Here is a 16,368-nt window from a genome sequence, read left to right as displayed (position 1 = left end):
TGGGCCGGATGATACATACTGTATACCTATCGGTACCGCTTTCTGCAATGCGGATCGCTGCCGCGGCCGACCCGTCATGGCAACGATCAAAATCGTTGACGGTGAGCATTTTTCAAAGACCTGACCGCACGCTTTGAAGGCGCGTGGTCCTCCGAGCGCCGGCGCTCGGCGCAAAACGCTTTGCCTACTGTAGTAATTACAGTAGGCTCGTGCGCACCCACCCTCCGATGACGCTGAGCTGCTGGAGTGCCAGGTGACGAGTCGACTTCATGACCAGATTCCCGCGGACAGCGGCAGCCCAACCGTCGACCTGCGCGACCCCTACCCCTTCTTCGCCGAGCGGCGCCGCGAGGCCGGCGTGTTCGAGGGCACGGTCATGGACTATTCCAAAACGCCCGAGGACTTTCGGCCCAAGTGCGAGTACTCCGCGGTCTCGTTCAATGCGGTCAACACCGTGTTTCGCGATGGCCGAACGTTTACCTCCAAGCTCTACGACAAGACCATCGGGCTGTTCATGGGGCCGACGATCCTGGCCATGGGCGGCCGGGAGCACCGCGAACACCGCAACCTGGTGTCGGCCGCGTTCAAGTCGAAGGCGCTGGCGTTGTGGGAGCCGACGATCGTGCGCCCCACCTGCAACGCGCTCATCGACGAGTTCCTCGACGCGGGCCGGGCCGACCTGGTTCGCGATTTCACCTTCGAGTTCCCCACCCGGATCATCGCCCAGCTGCTCGGGCTGCCCGAAGAAGACCTGCCGATGTTTCGCAAACGTGCCGTCGAGGTGATCAGCTACCACGTCAACTATGAGCGGGCCTTCGAGGCATCGGCGGCGCTCAAGGACTACTTCGTCGAACAGATCGAGAAGCGCAGAGCGCGCCGGACCGAGGACATCATCGGCGACTTGGTGGCCGCCGAGATCGACGGCGAAAAGCTCAGCGACGAGGCCATTTACTCCTTTCTCCGGCTGCTGTTGCCCGCAGGGTTGGAGACGACCTACCGCTCCTCGGGCAACCTGCTGTACCTGTTGCTCACCCACCCCGATCAGTTCGCGGCGCTGCAGGCGGACCGTGGGCTGATCCCGGCGGCCATCGAGGAAGGACTGCGCTACGAAACGCCCCTGACGACGGTGCAACGGTTCGCCACCGAAGACACCGAACTGGAGGGGGTTCGGATTCCGGACCGCGCGATGATCAGCGTGTGCATCGGTTCGGCGAATCGCGACGAAAAGCGTTGGGAGCGTGCCGAAGAATTCGACATCTTCCGAAAGCCACTTCCGCACATATCCTTTGCCGCCGGCGAACACACCTGTCTGGGTCTGCACCTGGCGCGGCTGGAGACCCGTGTCGCGCTGGAATGCCTGCTCGACCGGCTGACGGACATCGAACTGATCACCGACGACGATCCGCATATCCATGGCCAGCCCTTCAGGTCGCCGACGGCCATGCCAGTGACATTCGAAGCGAGGGCCTGAAGATGGTCAAGGTGATGGCGGGCTTTCGGGTCCTCGAGGTAGCGCAGTTCACGTTCGTCCCGGCGGCCGGTGCGATACTCGCCGACTGGGGCGCCGACGTCATCAAGGTCGAGCACCCGGTGCGGGGCGATACCCAGCGGGGCTTCCTCAACATGGGCGGCATTGCGGTCAACCCAGACAGGCATCCCCTGATGGAGCACCCCAACCGGGGCAAACGCAGCGTCGGAATTGATGTTTCGACGCCCGGCGGCCAGGAAGTGCTCTACGAGCTCGCCAAGACCTCCGACGTGTTCCTCACCAATTACCTGCCCACGCACCGGCAGAAGAACAGGTTCGACGTGGAGCACATCCGCGCGGCGAACCCGAACATTGTCTACGCGCGCGGTTCGGCGTATGGCGACAAGGGCGCCGAACGCGACGTCGGCGGCTACGACGGAACGGCATTCTGGACCCGCAGCGGTGTCGGCTACGCGTTGACCCCCGAGGAGCTGGACGGCGCACTGACCCAAGGCATTCCGGCGTTCGGTGATTCCATCGGCGGCATGTTCATCGCCGGCGGCATCTCGGCCGCGCTATTGCATCGCGAACGCACCGGCGAAGCCGTCGAACTCGACGTGTCGCTGCTGAGCACGGCATGGTGGGCGGCCGGCGCCAGCGTGACCCAGGGCATGGAGGCCGGCGAGGTGATGCGCACCGCCATGCCCGGGTCGGCCGCCCCGTCGGTGAACCCGTTCATGGGCAACTATCAGACCTCGGACGGCGGCACCATCAACCTGTGCATCATCAGCCCGACCGGGTTGATCCGGGACACCTTCGAGCACCTCGGCATCCCCGACGCCGCCGACGATCCACGCTTCGCCGAGGTGCTGCCGTTGATCCAGAATGCCGACGCCGCCACCGAGTTGATCGCCAAGGCGTTCGCCGGGAAGCCATTCGAATACTGGCGGCAGCACCTCAAGACGATGAAGGGACAATGGGCGCCGTTCCAGAGCCTGATCGACCTGGCCAGCGACGAGCAGGCCCTCGCCAACGACATGGTCGCCGAGGTCGAGGTGGCCAGCGGCGGAACCCCATTCAAGGTGGTGCGCGGTCCGGTTCAGTTCAACCACGAACCGCTGGTCACCATTAGGGCGCCGCAGGCGTCCGAGCACACCGAAATCGTGCTAATGGAACTCGGCATGGACTGGGACCGCATCGCCGAGCTGAAGGACTCGGGCGCCATCGCCTGAACCGCCGCGACGACAATGCGGACGCTATCCGGCAAGCCCTTCGACGACCTCGCTCAGCGGGCGGCGAGGAGTCGCAGGCAGCGGATCGGCGTTGGCCGGTGCCCACCCGATGCGCAGCAGCATCTGCGGGAACCCACTGACGCCAAACACATCGGCCTGCACGGAATTTCGTGTTTCGCCGATCTCCAATGGCTCGGTCACCGGGCAGCTCGCCAACCCCTGCGCGGTGGCCGTTAGCAGTACCAGGCTGGTGGCCTCGCCAGCGCGTAGTCGGGCTGTCGGCGTGTCGTCTTTGGTGCCCAGTGCCAGCACGACCGCGTCGTCGTCTGCCGCTTGGGTCTCGGGGGGCTGGGCCAGTGCGGGATCGGCGAACAGCCGGCCCGGCAGGGGCGACGTCGGATCGGAGGGCGGCGTATTGCGGGCCGGCACACCGGCCACGGATGCGTGCTGCCCGCTCCACATGCTCAACTCGGCGAGATAGTCGTAGTCGGTGGCGTGCCGCCTGACCGCTTGCGCCACAACGCGCCGCAGTTTGGAAAGTGAGGGAACTTCACGCAACATCACGCCCTCGTGTGCGGCACGTGTACCCATCACGGTGATGTCACCGGCCGGCACATACCACGAGCTGTAGTGCCGCCGGTCGGTGCGCCGTCGCGGAATCGCCGCGGCCAGCGTCACATCGAGCTCCGTGGCGGGGTGGCGGTGTACCTTGATGGCGGCAAGATGGTCGGGCTCAGCCGAGTTGGGGAACCGGTGAACCTTGGCTTGCCAACCCATGGCAGCCAACGCCACCACGCAGTGATGAAGCGCCGCGCCGCAACTGAGCATCAGGTCGCGGCGGTCAGGGTCGGTGTTGGGCAGGTGCCGATCGAAATCCGCGTACAGATGCAGGCTGCTGTCGCCGATCCGCCACCGCCATGGTTGAGAGTTGTGCACCGACGGCGCACGGGTGGCCATCGATAACACCGTGCGGATCGTCTCACGATCCGGAAAATGAGCGCTCATCAGAATGCTGCTTTCTGTTGACAGTTCTGGTGTCTCTACATTCGCTCCGGGCCGGGTTCATGCCTAGAGACGAAGGTCCCTGCTTCCTCGGGACTTCTGCCGGTGTCACGAAGACAACGCCGACCTGCGGCACGAGCGGATTGGGACTTTCGCCCCTCGTGGGGCGAAGTACGGACCGTCAGACTGGTTGAGTCCGTGGTGCACAGGCACCAATGAGTATCAGGAGGTCCCGTTGTCCGACTCACCCGAACTCGACGAGTTGCACGGCCTCATCAGCATTCTGCGGCAGCGCGTCTCGTCGTTGCAGACTCAGTATCAGGATATTGCGCCGATGCGCCGCATCGCCAACGACGCCGACCGCCTGCTCAATGACCTCGACCGGCTCGACATCGACACCAGCGATCTGGATGTCGAGCGTGTTGCACGACGCCCGTACATCGGCGAGAAGATCCTGGTGCCGGACACCCAATACGACACCAGCTTCTGGCGCGACGTCGACGACGAAGGCATCGGTGGGCAGTTACGCTCCCGATGACGGCTGCCGCAATGATGGCGCCGAACCCGACGTCAGGAACCGTCGGCCCGGCGGAATGTGACGATGTCCTGCAGCCGGCTTCCGGCCGCCTCGACGCCGGAGGTGATCGCGTCGTCGGTGGGATTCGAATGGGCCGCCGGCCAATCGCTGTAAGCGCCAATGCTTTTGCGGGCGTGCTTGGAAGTGAGCGTCGCCACCGGACTCGCCGCCTCCATTCGCGTCGCGCGGGGGAACCGATGACCCCCCGCGTCGTAGACCATGCGTTTGATCTCGCGGTGGACCCTCGGAGAGCGGGAGGCGAGGCGGTGCGCGAGGGTGTCGGCTTCCGCGCGCAATCAGCCCTCGCCACTCGACCAGCTTCCGGCGCTACAGAGTGTGGGCCCGCATGATCCACGCGGGCGGTGGACTTGCGGCGGGACACGATCTGACCCGGTCCGCCGTCGACGCCGGATTCGACTCACTGTCGCACTTCAGCAGGACGTTTCATGCGATGTTCGGACTGTCGCCCAGCGCGCTGCTCGGAGTCGGCGCGCAGCTCGTCATCGAGGCGTCGGCCATCAGCACGACTCGTTGAGCGGGACTCTTACACCTCGACCAGACCGAGCCTGCGATAGGCGTTCTCGATCTGAATCTTGGCCTCCGCCGGCAACTCCGCCTGCGGCGGCCGGGAGTGGGGATACGCGCCGATCGGCAGTCCCAGCACCGAAGCTGCGTACTTGAACGCGCCGCCCCAGTGGGTGAAGTAATCCGGCCGCCCCGGGTAGCAGGTGAACCACGACCCCATGTCGAGGTCAAACTGGTCCAGCCCCGAATCGCGGCCGTAGTCCATCGCCTCGAGCAGCTTGTCGTTGAGCACCAGGTCCCAATACTCCGAAAACAGCCGCCGCTGAGGCGTCTCGAAGAGATAGCCGGCGGTGCCCAGTTGCGCGGGGCAGACGATTCCGGCACGCAACCAGCCGGCGCGGTACACGGTTCGATCGCATTCCCACAGCACCAGCCCCGGTGCCAAGTCGTGTAGCCGCCGGCTGCTCTCGGGCCGGAAGGCACCCTCCTTGGTGGCGCAGACGGCGGGCACTTCGTCGTAGATCCGCGCGCTTTCGGCCGCCGTCAACACGTAGCCCGAGGACGGCGAATTGAACATGCCCAGGGCGATGTCGGTGCGCGCGGCGATGTACTTGAAGAACCTCAGCACGCCGTCGCCGCCGTGCGCCTCCATCATCGGCGTTTGGATGTAGGCGATGTCGGCGCCGACCTCCTGGGCGTGCAGCGTCAGCTCCAGACAGTCCTTGGCCGCCATGGCCGCGGTACAGGCCTGGATGACGACATCGGGATTGGCCCGCCGCCCCTCCTCGATTGCCACCTCTAGCAAGCGCTTTCGCTCCTGCATGGTCAACGACCAGAACTCGGCGAGACCGCTGGTGCACCACAGCATCGGGTGCCCCAGATCACTGACGCAGTAGCGCACCAGCGTCCGGTAGGCATCCCAGTCGATGTCGTCGCCGTCCTCGCCGCAGAACGGCGTGTACAGCGAGTCGCCGATGCCGCGCAACGCTGTACGCGCCCAGGCCCGCGCACCACTGGCCTTCATGGTCCACTCCTCTTGTCAGCCAATCGATTCTTTGGAGACGCCGGTGAGCTTCGGCTTGGCCGCGGTATAGGCGGGCAGCATTATGCTTTGCCGCTGTGTCGAATGCGCCGATAAGTTGACGATGCGCGTTCGTGGCGCCTTGCGCAGCAGCAGAAGTGCCGCGCCACCGAAGCCCACCGCTGCGGCATTCACCAGCCCTAGATCCATTGCGTCTTCCGCCGGTGGAAGCCCGGACACGTCCACCCGTCCGGCTGCATTTACCAAAAAGCCTACGATAGGTATTACAGTAGCAGACGAACAACCCCGTGAACGGCTTCGGGACAGATCGTGATGGAGGTGCCCGTAGTGGCAAAGCAGGCAACCGCGGAGAAGCGTCAGCGACGCGAGCGGGGGTCCATCAATCCCGATGACATCATCAGCGGCGCATTCGAACTCGCCGAGCAGGTGTCGATCGACAACCTGAGCATGCCACTGCTCGGCAAACACCTTGGCGTCGGCGTCACCAGCATCTATTGGTACTTCCGCAAGAAGGACGATCTGCTCAACGCGATGACCGACCGCGCGTTGAGCAAGTACGTCTTTGCCACCCCGTACGTCGAGGCCGACGACTGGCGCGAGACGCTGCGCAATCATGCTCGGCTGATGCGGAAAACTTTCATGGGCAACCCAATTTTGTGCGACTTGATTCTGATTCGCGCGGCGCTCAGCGCGAAGGCGGCCCGCCAGGGCGCCCAGGAGGTCGAGAAGGCGATCGCCAACCTGGTCGAGGCCGGCCTGTCCCCCGAGGACGCTTTCGACACGTACTCCGCAGTGTCGCTGCACGTCCGCGGCTCGGTGGTGCTCAATCGGCTCGAGGAGAAGAACAGGTCCTCGGACCGGGAAGCGGTGGCCATCGAAGACGCGGTGGCCGTCGACCCGCAAACCACGCCGCTGATCGCCAGGCTGGGCGGCCAGGGACATCGCATCGGCGCACCCGATGACACCAACTTCGAATACGGCCTCGAGTGCATCCTCGACCATGCGGGCAGGCTGATCGACGGGGGCGCCAAAGCGCCCGCCCGTGCGCGCAAGGCCGCCAAGGCGCCCGCCCAGCGGGCCCGCCGTTAGGGCGCTTCCGGTTCCGGCACGTGGAAGTGTTCGTCGCGTAGCCGGAATGCTTCTTTGGTGCCGTGCTGCGCGCGGGTTTTCACAAAGTTGAACTCGCCGGGCCCGAACTGCAGATTGGTGCCGTAAGCGTGGAACAGATAGCTCGCCACCTCCTCGCCCTGGTAGGCCTGGCTCTGTTCGACCAGCCGGAAGGCTTCCTTGGCGATGACGACGCCGTCGGCGGGCATCTTGGCGGCCTTTTCCGCCCAGTAATGGGCCCGCGCGGTGACCGCACCCGGATCGCAGGTGTCGGTGAAGATTCCGAGGTGTTCGACCTGCCCTGCTTCGATGACGTCACCGGTCAGCAGCAGTCGCCGGGCCAGCACCGGTCCCAGCCGGTGGAAGAACATGTGCAGGCTGCCGAGCGCGGGCCCGAGGAAACGGGTGGCGGGCATGCCGATCTTCGTGTCCCGCGCGATCACGGAAATGTCGGTCATCAGCGCCATTTCGAAGCCGCCGCCCAGGGCGTAGCCGGCGATCTCCCCCACCGTCACCTTCGGGAAGCCCATGAAATTGTGATAGAAACTAAATGACTTGCGGTCCACGGCAAGTCGCCGCCGTTGACTGGGCCGCCGGCTGGCCTTTCGCTCGTCGGCCGGCGCCTCCTTCCCGCCGTACCAGCCGTAGGCGTTGTTCATGTCGGCACCGGTGGAAAAGACTCCGCCCGCCCCGCGCAGCAACACCACGGTCAGGTCGTCGTCGTCGGCCACCCGATCCAGGCAGCGTGCGACGGCACCCCGCATCGCCGCGTCATAGGAGTTGCGCTGCTTGGCGTTGTTGAGCGTGATCGTGGCGATTCGCTTGTCGGGATCAACGTCGAAAAGCACGCGCTCGTCCGAAGCCTCCTCGGCGGTCATGTGTCGGACTCCTTTCGCCGTCGGGCGAACTTGAATACGGACAGCTTCTCCGGCGGCGACGCCACCGTGTTCACCTCGCCGGTGCACAGCACTTCGTCGTTACGCAGCAGGCGCGCCGTCGACGTGATGCTTCGGTCGACCTGCGTCCGCGCGATGTCGAAACGCAGCTCGGTCACCACCGGTGTCGGACGGCGGAACGTCACGACGAGCGAACGGGTCTTGCCGGACAGGCCGGTGACGCAATTGTGGTGCTGTATCACGCAATCGAAGAAGACGCCGAGGAAGCCGCCGTGCACCAGCCCGGGGGGCCCCTCGTAGATCAGCGGAAACTCGACCCGGCCTTCGGCTTTGCCGGGATCGAGGTGCTCGAAGTGGTACTCGGGAAAGCACGGGTTATACGCGCCGATATCGGTGGCGTGGTTGAGATAGATCCGCCGCTGATCGTCGGGGATTTCACCAATCCGAGGCGCACTGTCCTGCGGCGCCGCGGCGGACAGTTCGCTTTCCCAGTCGGCGAACCTCGCGATCATGTCGTCCACGGCCGGGTGGGGGTGTTCGAGCGAGACCAGCAGTGAGCCGAGGCGGCGCATCGCGGCCGCGGCCGCCACGGTCTGGGCGAGCGGCGCCTCGCCGAATCTGGCGTCACCGGAAGGCGCGGGTGTGGCCTCGGTCGTCATCGGCCCCGCTCCTCCGCATTGCATCGCCCGCTGTTGCCGGGTTGTTCCTTCGTCGGCGTTTCCTTGCTAACTTATACAGCGTAGCAATCGTATTGCCTACTGTATGGGTCACCGTATCGGCGAGAAAGGCCGGATTCGACCGTGAGTCACGAGGCCGACGCGGCCGACGCCGAGGGTGCGGTGAGCGCATCCCGCGACGGCGCGGTGTTGCGGCTCACCCTGGACCGTCCCTCGCGGCGTAATTCATTGACCCGGTTGATGATCGAGACACTGGTCGGCACGTTGACCGACGCCGCGGCCGACGACTCGTTGCGCGTGATTCACATCCGAAGTGCGGGCGCGGACTTCTGCGCCGGTGTCGACTGGGTGAGCACCAACAGCGCCGGCGGGCGGCCCCGCACCGGCGATCTGGTGCGCCGGGTACCGCACGGCGCCCACCGGGTGATCGGGCTGGTGCACAGCATCCAGCTGCCGGTCGTCTGCGCCGTGCAGGGGCGGGCGGTGGGCCTCGGCTGCAATCTCGCGCTGGCCGCCGACTTCACCGTGGCCGCCGACGACGCGGTGCTCTGGGAGCCGTTCGTAGAGCGTGGTTTCAGCCCCGATTCGGGTGCTACCTGGTTGCTGCCGCGGCTGGTCGGACTGGCCCGGGCGCGGCGCATGCTGCTGCTCGGCGAGAAGGTGAACGGTTCCGACGCGGCCGACTGGGGACTGATCCACCAGGCCGTGCGCCCGCCCGATCTCGACAAGACCGTCGACGAACTGGTGACCCGGCTGGCGTCGGGCCCCACTGTCGCGATGGGGCTGGCCAAGCAGGCGCTGAGCTTCGGTGCGCACGCGACTCTGGAACAGTCCATGACACAGGAGCTCTACAACCTGGAACTGTCTTGTCGGACAGCGGATTTCAAAGAAGGCCTGGCAGCGTTTCGACAGCGGCGCGCGCCAAAGTTCGACGGCCGATGACCCGCCCGATGCGTCCATGGAGGGACACCCATGCCACCTGACCCGTTCGACACTATCGATTATGAGGTCGACGGACACACCGCCATCATCACGCTGAACCGTCCGGAGGCGCTCAACGCCCTGAGCCCACACATGATCACCGAATTGCGGGCCGCGTACGACGAGGCGGAGAACGACGACGAGGTCTGGCTGCTCATCGTCACCGGCACCGGCCGCGCGTTCTGCACGGGTGCGGACGTCAAGGCCATTCCCGCCGACGGCAAGGTGATCTACGAACGGCCCTACCTGTCGACCTACGACCAGTGGGAGGCCCCGCAGGAGGGCACGCCGCCGTTTCGCACGATGGCCAAGCCGGTGCTGACCGCCGTCAACGGGCTGTGCTGCGGCGCGGGCATGGATTGGGTGACCACGACGGACATCGTCATCGCGTCCGAGCAGGCGACGTTCTTCGACCCGCACGTCAGCATCGGGCTGGTCGCCGGGCGGGAGTTGGTGCGGATATCCAGAGTGCTGCCCCGCTCGATCGCGCTGCGGATGGCGTTGATGGGCAAGCACGAGCGGATGAGCGCACAACGCGCCTACGAGCTGGGTCTGATCAGTGAAATCGTGCAGCACGAACGGCTTTTGGACCGGGCCCGCGAGATCGCCGATGTCGTGAACTCCAACGCACCGCTCGCTGTCCGCGGCACCCGGCTGGCCATCCTCAAGGGCCTCAACGTGCCGCTGCACGAGGCCGAGATCATGGCCGAGACCTTCCGCGAGCGCGTGCTGCGCACCGAGGACGCCCAAGAGGGTCCCCGGGCCTTCGTCGAAAAGCGCGCACCGAACTGGCAGTGCAGATGACCGATTTCGAAACCATCCGGCTCGAGGTCGACGCCTCCGACCATGTCGCCACCATCACGCTGAATCGGCCCGAGCAGCTGAATGCGTTCAACCGCACCATGTGCGCGGAAATGGCCCGGGCCTGGCAGGCGGTCAAGCTCGACGACTCGGTGCACGCGATTGTGCTGCGGGCGGCGGGCTCCCGGGCCTTCAGCGCGGGACTGGACATCAAGACGCCGTATGGTCAGCCTGAAAACGTCTGGAACCACGAGGATCCCGGTGAGGCACTGAGCCCCAAATGGCAGAAGTTGTGGAAGCCGGTGGTGTGTGCCGTCCAGGGCATGTGCACCGCGGGCGCGTACTACTTCGTCAACGAATCCGACGTGGTCATCTGCTCCACGGATGCAACGTTTTTCGACTCGCACGTGTCGGCGGGCCTGGTCTGCGCGCTGGAGCCGATCGGCCTGATGCGCCGTATCGGCCTGGGCGAGACGCTGCGGATCGCGCTGATGGGCAACGACGAACGCGTCGGCGCCGACACCGCGCTGCGGATCGGGCTGGTCTCCGAGGTGGTCGCCCCCGACCGGCTGTGGGCCCGCGCCCACGAGATCGCGACCGCCATCGCCGCCAAGCCGCCGTCGGCGACGCAGGGCACGGTGAAGGCGATCTGGGAATCCCTGGACAAGCCCTACCGCGCGGCGATGGAACAGGGCCTGATCTACACCCGACTGGGCAACCCGCTGGGCACGGCAGAACTGGCCGCGCAGGAGGGCACCGGCGGCGCCGGGAGCGAGCCGAAGATCCGGTGATGGCCGATCACCCGCTCAGCCGACGCATCGCCGAGGTACTGGACCTACAGCCGGATGCGCCCGCGATCGAGTATGCCGGCCAATGGGTTTCGTGGGCCCGGGTTGCCGACCTCGCGCGCCACATCGCGACGGTCGCAGGCCAGGCCGCCGACCCCCGGATCGGGATGCTCCTGCGCAACCGGCCCGGTCATGTCGGGGCGTTCCTCGGCGCGCTGCTCGGCGGCGCGACGGTGGTCACGATCAACCCGTCGCGCGGCGACGAACGGACCCGGGCCGACATCGCGGCCCTGAGCCTGCCACTGGTCGTCGGTGAATCCGCCGACCTGGCGACGCTGGTGACCACGGGGACCGGCGCGCTCGCGATTCGGCCCATGCTGGACGAGCCATGCGGCGCGCCGGTGCCGACCGGCGTGGCCACGCCCCGATCGGACGTCGCGGTGCGGATGCTGACCAGCGGGACAACGGGCCCACCGAAGCGCATCGACCTCAGCTACGACATGCTGGCGCGCAGCGTGCTGGGCCGCGAATCGACACCGGCGCCCACCGAACTGCGCCGCGGCGTCGCGATCGTCAACTCGCCGCTGGTGCACATCGGCGGCGTGTTCCGCGTGCTGCAATGCGTCGCCGAGGCGAGGTCCTTTGTGCTGCTGGACCGATTCGAGCTCGACACCTGGGCCGCCGCGGTGCGCAGACACCGCCCGCGCGCGGTGTCCCTGGTACCGGCCGCGTTACGGACGGTGCTGCATTCCGACCTGCCGCGCGCCGACCTGGAAAGCATCCTTGCCGTCACGTGCGGCACCGCTCCGCTGTCCGCCGACGACGCCGACGCATTCACCGAGAAGTACGGCATACCCGTCCTGACCTCTTATGCGGCAACCGAATTCGGCGGTGGGGTGGCTGGCTGGACCCTCCCCGACTACCGGCGGCACTGGCGAGCCAAGCGCGGCAGCGTGGGGCGGGCCAACCCGGGCTCCGCACTGCGGGTGGTCGACGACCACGGCACACCGCTCGGACCGGACCGCGTCGGCCTGTTGGAGGTCAAGCCCGGCCAGTTGGGGCCGTCGGCGCGGTGGATGCGGACCACCGATATGGCGCGCATCGACGAGGACGGCTTCGTCTGGATCGTCGGACGCGCCGACCAGGCGATCATCCGCGGGGGGTTCAAGGTGATGCCCGACGACGTGCGCAACGCCCTCGAAGGACATCCCGCGGTGGCGGGAGCCGCGGTCGTCGGGCGACCGGACGATAGGCTCGGCGAGACACCGGTCGCCATGGTGGAACTGCGCGTTGGCGCCGACGTCGACGAACTCGCGGAATATCTGCGGACGCGCCTGGCCCGCTACGAGATTCCCACCGACATCGCGATCGTCGACGCGATCCCGCGGACGCCGTCGGGCAAGGCCGATCTGCACGCGGTCCGGAGCTTCTTCGCCGACCCCGCCCGCGCCGACCATGGCCGGTGACCGGACCGTCGCGAAACTCCTGCGACAGCAATCCCGTTCGCGGCCGGTCCACCCGCTGCTGGTGTGTGACGACGACCGGATCAGCTACGGCCAGGCTGATACCCGGTCGGCGGAGCTGGCCCGCGGGCTGATCGCCGCCGGCGCCGGTAAGGGCACGCATGTGGGGCTGCTGTACCCGAATGGCACCGACTTCGTCGTCGCCATGTTGGCGGCGGCGCGCATCGGGGCCGTGGTCGTCCCGTTCTCCACCTTCGCCACCGCACGGGAGCTGTGCGAGCAGCTGGTCGACAGCGACGTGTCGATCCTGCTGAACGCCAAGTCGTTCCGCTCCCATGACTATGTGCGGCGGCTCGCCGAGGTGGTCGGGGATGACGAGTTCGACGGGTTCTGTTCCGCCACGCCTCAATTGCGTCGGATCGGCGGCATCGATCGGCTGCCCGGGGGCAGCGTCGACGCAGCGGTGCTGCGCGCGCTGGAAGACGACGTCGACGGCTCGGACGTGCTGGTCATCGTCTACACATCCGGCTCGAGCGGTGCTCCCAAGGGAGTGGTGCACACGCACGCCGCGCTGCTGGCGCATCAGGAGAACCTCAACCGGATACGCGGTTTGACGCCCACCGACACGCTGTTCTGCAATTCGCCGTTCTTCTGGATCGGCGGCTTTGCGTTCGGTCTGCTCGCCACGCTGGTTGCCGGCTCGACGCTGGTATGCTCCAACGCGACCGACCCGGGCGCGACCCTGGACCTGCTCGAAGCCGAAAAGCCCACCATCACCAATGGTTTCGCTGCCACGATCGCTCACCTTGCCGATCACCCGAGCTTCGCGGAACGCGACCTGTCATCCATGCGGCGTGGCAACCTCTACCCGATCATGGCGCCCGACACCCGTCCGGCCGATCCCGAGCTGCGGCACAACATGCTTGGGCTGACCGAGGCTGGCAGCGTCGTGCTGATCGGCGCCGACGAATCCGACCAGCCCGAGCGGCGGCGGGGGTCCTTCGGCCAACCGGCGCCGGGATTCCAGACCATGATCGTCGACCCGGACACCGCGGGCGTCTGCGCCGTCGGTGAGGTCGGCGAATTGTGGCTGCGGGGGCCATATCTGATGCAGGGGTACTACGGGCGCAGTCGGGAGGACTGCTTCGACGCCGACGGTTGGTTCCACACCGGAGATCTGGTGCGCGCCGACGCCGAGGGTTACCTGTTCTTCGTCGGCCGGCTCAGCGCGATGATCAAGACCGCCGGCGCCAACGTCTCGGCCGCCGAGGTCGAAAAGGCCATCGCCAAGCTGGGACTGGTGGCCCACGTCGTGGGCCTCCCGGACGCGGAGCGCGGCGAGGTGGTGGCCGCCGTCGTCGTCGCGCCCGATCTCGACGCAGCGGCGCTGCGGGAGCGGCTCAAGACCGAGCTGTCCGCCTACAAGATTCCCAGGCGCTACGTCGCCGTGTCCCCGGCGGACGTGCCGCTGCTGTCCAGCGGCAAGGTGGATACCCGGCGACTGAAGATGCTGTTCGATGCCTGACACCATCGACCGGCTGCTGCGACGGCAAGCCGCCCGCCACGGCGCCAAGCCGATGGTCATCGATCCCGCCCACCGTGTCGGCTATCGCGAACTCGATTCGACCACAGCCGATTTGGCGGCCGTGTTCGTCGAGGCCGGTGTGGTCAAGGGCACTCGGGTCGCCTTGATCATGCCCAACAGCACCGAGTGGGTGCAGATCGCGATCGCACTGACCCGCATCGGCGCCGTGCTGGTTCCGTTGAGCACGCTGCTGCGGGCGGGTGAGCTCGTCGCCCAGCTACGGATGGCGGCGGTGCAGGTGCTGGTGAGCGTGCGGGAATTCCGCGGTCACCGTTACCTGGATGATCTCGCGCCGATAAGCCGAGCCGAACTCCCCGCGCTGCGCGAGATCTTGCCGGCCGACCGGATCGCGGGGCTGCCCGCCGGCGACCGCGCACGCGGGGTCGCCGATGCCATGACCGCAACGGTCAGGCCGGCGGACACGTTGGCCATCATGTTCACGTCGGGCAGCAGCGGGGCGCCCAAGGGCGTGGTGCATTCGCATGGCAACGCGCTGGGCGCGGTGCGGTCGGGCCTCGCCGCGCGTTGCATCACGCCCGATACCCGGCTCTATCTGCCAATGCCGTTTTTCTGGGTCGGCGGATTCGGCAGCGGCATCCTGTCCGCTCTGCTGGCGGGCGCCACCCTGGTGACCGAGGAGTCACCGCGACCCGATACGACGTTGCGCCTCTTGGAAGCCGAGCGGGTCACGTTGTTCCGCGGCTGGCCGGATCAGGCGGAAACACTCGCGCGGCAAGCGGCCGGCGCCGATCTCTCGGCACTGCGACCGGGCAGCCTCGAGGCCCTGCTCCCGCTGGATATGCGCTCTCGACCCGGCGCGCGAGCCCGATTATTCGGCATGACAGAGGCGTTCGGCCCATACTGCGGCTACGCCGCCGATACCGACATGCCGTCGACCGCGTGGGGAAGCTGCGGAAAGCCGTTCCCCGGCATGGAGGTTCGCGTCGTCGACGCCGACACCGGCGTCCCCGTTGCGGCGGAAACCGTTGGCACCATCCAAATCCGGGGGCCGCACACGTTGCGCGGCATCTGCCGCCGCACCCGGGAAGACGTGTTCACCGCCGACGGCTTCTACCCCACCGGCGACCTCGGCCGCCTCGACGAGCACGGATTCCTCTTCTACCACGGCCGATCCGACGACATGTTCAAGGTCAGCGGCGCCACCGTCTACCCCGCCGAGGTGGAGCGGGCGCTGCGCGCCATCGACGGCGTCGAGCAGGCCTACGTCACCAATGTGCCCGGCGCCAAGGGGGAACGGGTGGGCGCGGCGGTGGTCTGCCGCATGCCTACCGCCGACCAGCTGCGGGCCGCGGCCCGTGAACTGCTGAGCGCCTTCAAGGTGCCCACGGTGTGGCTGCTGCTCGCCTCCGACGACGACGTACCACGCGGGGGCACCGGCAAGGTCGACGTTCGTCGGTTGCGGGAGATGCTGGCCGAAGTCGGCCAGGAACCACTCACCTGATCCGGGGCAGCGGGACGCGGTCACCGACCTCGCCGTTGTCGTCGCGCAGGGCGGGGCTCGCCAATCCCTCGCGCAGCAACCACCTTGCCAATTCCAGGGTTTCGGCGATTTCGGGCTCCGACAGCCTTAACCCCTCGGGCTGCAGACGCAGCGCGATCACGCCGTTCCACGCTCCCCACAGATAATTGGTCAGGCGTATCGAATCGACCGGGCGCGCCTCTCCGGCCGCGATCGCGTCGTCGATTTGTGCGGCGAACCGGCGCAGCAGCTCACCGACACGGTCGCGGATCGCCGCCTCGGGACCGTCGGCACCGGAAAGCGGTGCCGTGCCCGGATTTCGGTAGGCCAGGAAGTGGAACGCGCCCGGGTGGTCCAGGTGAAAACGCAGGTACGCGTCCCCGCCGGCGAGGACGCGCTGCAACGGCGTCATCGTCGCGTCTTCGCTGCGCGCCATGTATTCGGCGAACAGCTCCAGCGATCGGTCGACGAGGTGCAGGTAGACGCCGCGCTTGCCGTCGAAATGCGTGTAGATCGACCCGACCGACACGTCGGCGGCCGCCGCGATCTCCTCGATCCGCGCACCGTCGTAACCTTCGCGGCTGAACACGACTTCAGCGGCATCCAGGATCACGGCCCGGGTGCGGGCGCGTCGGCGTTCACCACGCGCAGCCGCGCCGGCGCTCGGTGCGGGACGAGGAACGGCGGACACGCGCTCAGGATAGGCCAGCGAGTAGATTGAAAGTCAATTCACAAAATGAACGC

The 16,368-nt window shown here is 66.9% G+C and carries 17 protein-coding genes and 1 pseudogene; 11 read left to right on the top strand and 7 right to left on the bottom strand.

All coding sequences use genetic code 11. From position 1 onward, the window contains the following. The first annotated feature begins 277 nt into the window (after positions 1-277). Positions 278-1,471, top strand: coding sequence for a cytochrome P450 (locus tag AC5Y5V_RS03535; protein ID WP_499931520.1), 1,194 nt, complete (start codon positions 278-280; stop codon positions 1,469-1,471). A gap of 14 nt (positions 1,472-1,485) precedes the next feature. Further along, a complete protein-coding gene (locus AC5Y5V_RS03530; RefSeq protein ID WP_499931518.1) occupies positions 1,486-2,700 on the top strand; it encodes a CaiB/BaiF CoA transferase family protein in 1,215 nt (404 codons plus the stop codon). A gap of 24 nt (positions 2,701-2,724) precedes the next feature. Here AC5Y5V_RS03530 and AC5Y5V_RS03525 read toward each other — a convergent pair whose 3' ends face one another. Next, positions 2,725-3,705, bottom strand: coding sequence for an Acg family FMN-binding oxidoreductase (locus AC5Y5V_RS03525; RefSeq protein WP_499931223.1), 981 nt, complete (start codon positions 3,703-3,705; stop codon positions 2,725-2,727). Positions 3,706-3,937: 232 nt separating this feature from the next. On the opposite strand from AC5Y5V_RS03525, the gene AC5Y5V_RS03520 reads away from it, so the two are divergent. Next, positions 3,938-4,240, top strand: coding sequence for an Rv0250c family protein (locus tag AC5Y5V_RS03520; RefSeq protein WP_499931222.1), 303 nt, complete (start codon positions 3,938-3,940; stop codon positions 4,238-4,240). A gap of 32 nt (positions 4,241-4,272) precedes the next feature. Here AC5Y5V_RS03520 and AC5Y5V_RS03515 read toward each other — a convergent pair whose 3' ends face one another. After that, the gene (locus tag AC5Y5V_RS03515) at positions 4,273-4,500 is read right to left on the bottom strand and encodes a hypothetical protein (RefSeq protein WP_499931221.1); all 228 of its coding nucleotides are present in this window, start codon (positions 4,498-4,500) and stop codon (positions 4,273-4,275) included. 74 nt (positions 4,501-4,574) lie between these two features. On the opposite strand from AC5Y5V_RS03515, the gene AC5Y5V_RS03510 reads away from it, so the two are divergent. Beyond that, a complete protein-coding gene (locus AC5Y5V_RS03510) occupies positions 4,575-4,814 on the top strand; it encodes a helix-turn-helix domain-containing protein (protein WP_499931517.1) in 240 nt (79 codons plus the stop codon). A gap of 9 nt (positions 4,815-4,823) precedes the next feature. Here the strand turns inward: AC5Y5V_RS03510 and AC5Y5V_RS03505 are convergent, their stop codons facing one another. Both AC5Y5V_RS03505 and AC5Y5V_RS03500 read right to left on the bottom strand, forming a co-directional pair. Continuing rightward, positions 4,824-5,828, bottom strand: a complete 1,005-nt coding sequence (locus tag AC5Y5V_RS03505; RefSeq protein ID WP_499931220.1) for a dihydrodipicolinate synthase family protein — start codon at positions 5,826-5,828, stop codon at positions 4,824-4,826. Positions 5,829-5,858: 30 nt separating this feature from the next. Beyond that, positions 5,859-5,990 (bottom strand): annotated as a pseudogene (locus AC5Y5V_RS03500) (short-chain dehydrogenase); the annotation flags it as partial. 168 nt (positions 5,991-6,158) lie between these two features. Here AC5Y5V_RS03500 and AC5Y5V_RS03495 point away from each other — a divergent pair. Next, a complete protein-coding gene (locus AC5Y5V_RS03495; RefSeq protein WP_499931219.1) occupies positions 6,159-6,935 on the top strand; it encodes a TetR/AcrR family transcriptional regulator in 777 nt (258 codons plus the stop codon). On the opposite strand, the gene AC5Y5V_RS03490 is transcribed toward AC5Y5V_RS03495, so the two are convergent. Next, entirely contained in the window at positions 6,932-7,831 is a 900-nt protein-coding gene (locus AC5Y5V_RS03490) for an enoyl-CoA hydratase/isomerase family protein (protein WP_499931218.1), read from the bottom strand. The two genes, AC5Y5V_RS03495 and AC5Y5V_RS03490, sit on opposite strands and share 4 nt — an antisense overlap. After that, on the bottom strand, positions 7,828-8,508 hold the full coding sequence (locus AC5Y5V_RS03485; RefSeq protein ID WP_499931217.1) for a hotdog family protein: 681 nt from the start codon (positions 8,506-8,508) through the stop codon (positions 7,828-7,830). The genes AC5Y5V_RS03490 and AC5Y5V_RS03485 overlap by 4 nt, the downstream gene beginning before the upstream one ends. Before the next feature lie 141 nt (positions 8,509-8,649). On the opposite strand from AC5Y5V_RS03485, the gene AC5Y5V_RS03480 reads away from it, so the two are divergent. The 6 genes from AC5Y5V_RS03480 to AC5Y5V_RS03455 are packed head-to-tail and all read left to right on the top strand — an operon-like array spanning position 8,650 to position 15,606. Beyond that, a complete protein-coding gene (locus AC5Y5V_RS03480) occupies positions 8,650-9,468 on the top strand; it encodes an enoyl-CoA hydratase/isomerase family protein (RefSeq protein ID WP_499931216.1) in 819 nt (272 codons plus the stop codon). 30 nt (positions 9,469-9,498) lie between these two features. After that, the gene (locus tag AC5Y5V_RS03475) at positions 9,499-10,311 is read left to right on the top strand and encodes an enoyl-CoA hydratase/isomerase family protein (RefSeq protein ID WP_499931215.1); all 813 of its coding nucleotides are present in this window, start codon (positions 9,499-9,501) and stop codon (positions 10,309-10,311) included. Continuing rightward, the gene (locus AC5Y5V_RS03470) at positions 10,308-11,099 is read left to right on the top strand and encodes an enoyl-CoA hydratase/isomerase family protein (protein ID WP_499931214.1); all 792 of its coding nucleotides are present in this window, start codon (positions 10,308-10,310) and stop codon (positions 11,097-11,099) included. The genes AC5Y5V_RS03475 and AC5Y5V_RS03470 overlap by 4 nt, the downstream gene beginning before the upstream one ends. Then, positions 11,099-12,562 carry a class I adenylate-forming enzyme family protein gene (locus tag AC5Y5V_RS03465; protein ID WP_499931213.1) on the top strand — a complete coding sequence of 488 codons (1,464 nt, stop codon included), beginning with the start codon at positions 11,099-11,101 and terminating at the stop codon, positions 12,560-12,562. Before AC5Y5V_RS03470 ends, AC5Y5V_RS03465 begins: the two co-directional genes overlap by 1 nt. After that, entirely contained in the window at positions 12,552-14,084 is a 1,533-nt protein-coding gene (locus tag AC5Y5V_RS03460) for a class I adenylate-forming enzyme family protein (protein WP_499931212.1), read from the top strand. The genes AC5Y5V_RS03465 and AC5Y5V_RS03460 overlap by 11 nt, the downstream gene beginning before the upstream one ends. Further along, entirely contained in the window at positions 14,077-15,606 is a 1,530-nt protein-coding gene (locus AC5Y5V_RS03455; protein ID WP_499931211.1) for a class I adenylate-forming enzyme family protein, read from the top strand. Before AC5Y5V_RS03460 ends, AC5Y5V_RS03455 begins: the two co-directional genes overlap by 8 nt. On the opposite strand, the gene AC5Y5V_RS03450 is transcribed toward AC5Y5V_RS03455, so the two are convergent. Beyond that, on the bottom strand, positions 15,599-16,315 hold the full coding sequence (locus tag AC5Y5V_RS03450; RefSeq protein ID WP_499931210.1) for a TetR/AcrR family transcriptional regulator: 717 nt from the start codon (positions 16,313-16,315) through the stop codon (positions 15,599-15,601). The two genes, AC5Y5V_RS03455 and AC5Y5V_RS03450, sit on opposite strands and share 8 nt — an antisense overlap. Between the last annotated feature and the right edge of the window lie 53 nt (positions 16,316-16,368).

This window comes from Mycobacterium sp. NGS68, from assembly GCF_059812195.1.
Note: the sequence above shows the minus strand (reverse complement) of the source record. Positions and strands in the feature narration are given on the sequence as shown.

Excerpts from the sequence above, each read along its gene's own strand:
- AC5Y5V_RS03530 (WP_499931518.1), top strand. The coding sequence starts at position 1,486 with ATGGCGGGCTTTCGGGTCCTCGAGGTAGCGCAGTTCACGTTCGTCCCG.
- AC5Y5V_RS03525 (WP_499931223.1), bottom strand. The coding sequence starts at position 3,705 with ATGAGCGCTCATTTTCCGGATCGTGAGACGATCCGCACGGTGTTATCG.
- AC5Y5V_RS03515 (WP_499931221.1), bottom strand. The coding sequence starts at position 4,500 with ATGGTCTACGACGCGGGGGGTCATCGGTTCCCCCGCGCGACGCGAATG.
- AC5Y5V_RS03505 (WP_499931220.1), bottom strand. The coding sequence starts at position 5,828 with ATGAAGGCCAGTGGTGCGCGGGCCTGGGCGCGTACAGCGTTGCGCGGC.
- AC5Y5V_RS03495 (WP_499931219.1), top strand. The coding sequence starts at position 6,159 with ATGGAGGTGCCCGTAGTGGCAAAGCAGGCAACCGCGGAGAAGCGTCAG.
- AC5Y5V_RS03490 (WP_499931218.1), bottom strand. The coding sequence starts at position 7,831 with ATGACCGCCGAGGAGGCTTCGGACGAGCGCGTGCTTTTCGACGTTGAT.
- AC5Y5V_RS03485 (WP_499931217.1), bottom strand. The coding sequence starts at position 8,508 with ATGACGACCGAGGCCACACCCGCGCCTTCCGGTGACGCCAGATTCGGC.
- AC5Y5V_RS03475 (WP_499931215.1), top strand. The coding sequence starts at position 9,499 with ATGCCACCTGACCCGTTCGACACTATCGATTATGAGGTCGACGGACAC.
- AC5Y5V_RS03470 (WP_499931214.1), top strand. The coding sequence starts at position 10,308 with ATGACCGATTTCGAAACCATCCGGCTCGAGGTCGACGCCTCCGACCAT.
- AC5Y5V_RS03465 (WP_499931213.1), top strand. The coding sequence starts at position 11,099 with ATGGCCGATCACCCGCTCAGCCGACGCATCGCCGAGGTACTGGACCTA.
- AC5Y5V_RS03460 (WP_499931212.1), top strand. The coding sequence starts at position 12,552 with ATGGCCGGTGACCGGACCGTCGCGAAACTCCTGCGACAGCAATCCCGT.
- AC5Y5V_RS03455 (WP_499931211.1), top strand. The coding sequence starts at position 14,077 with ATGCCTGACACCATCGACCGGCTGCTGCGACGGCAAGCCGCCCGCCAC.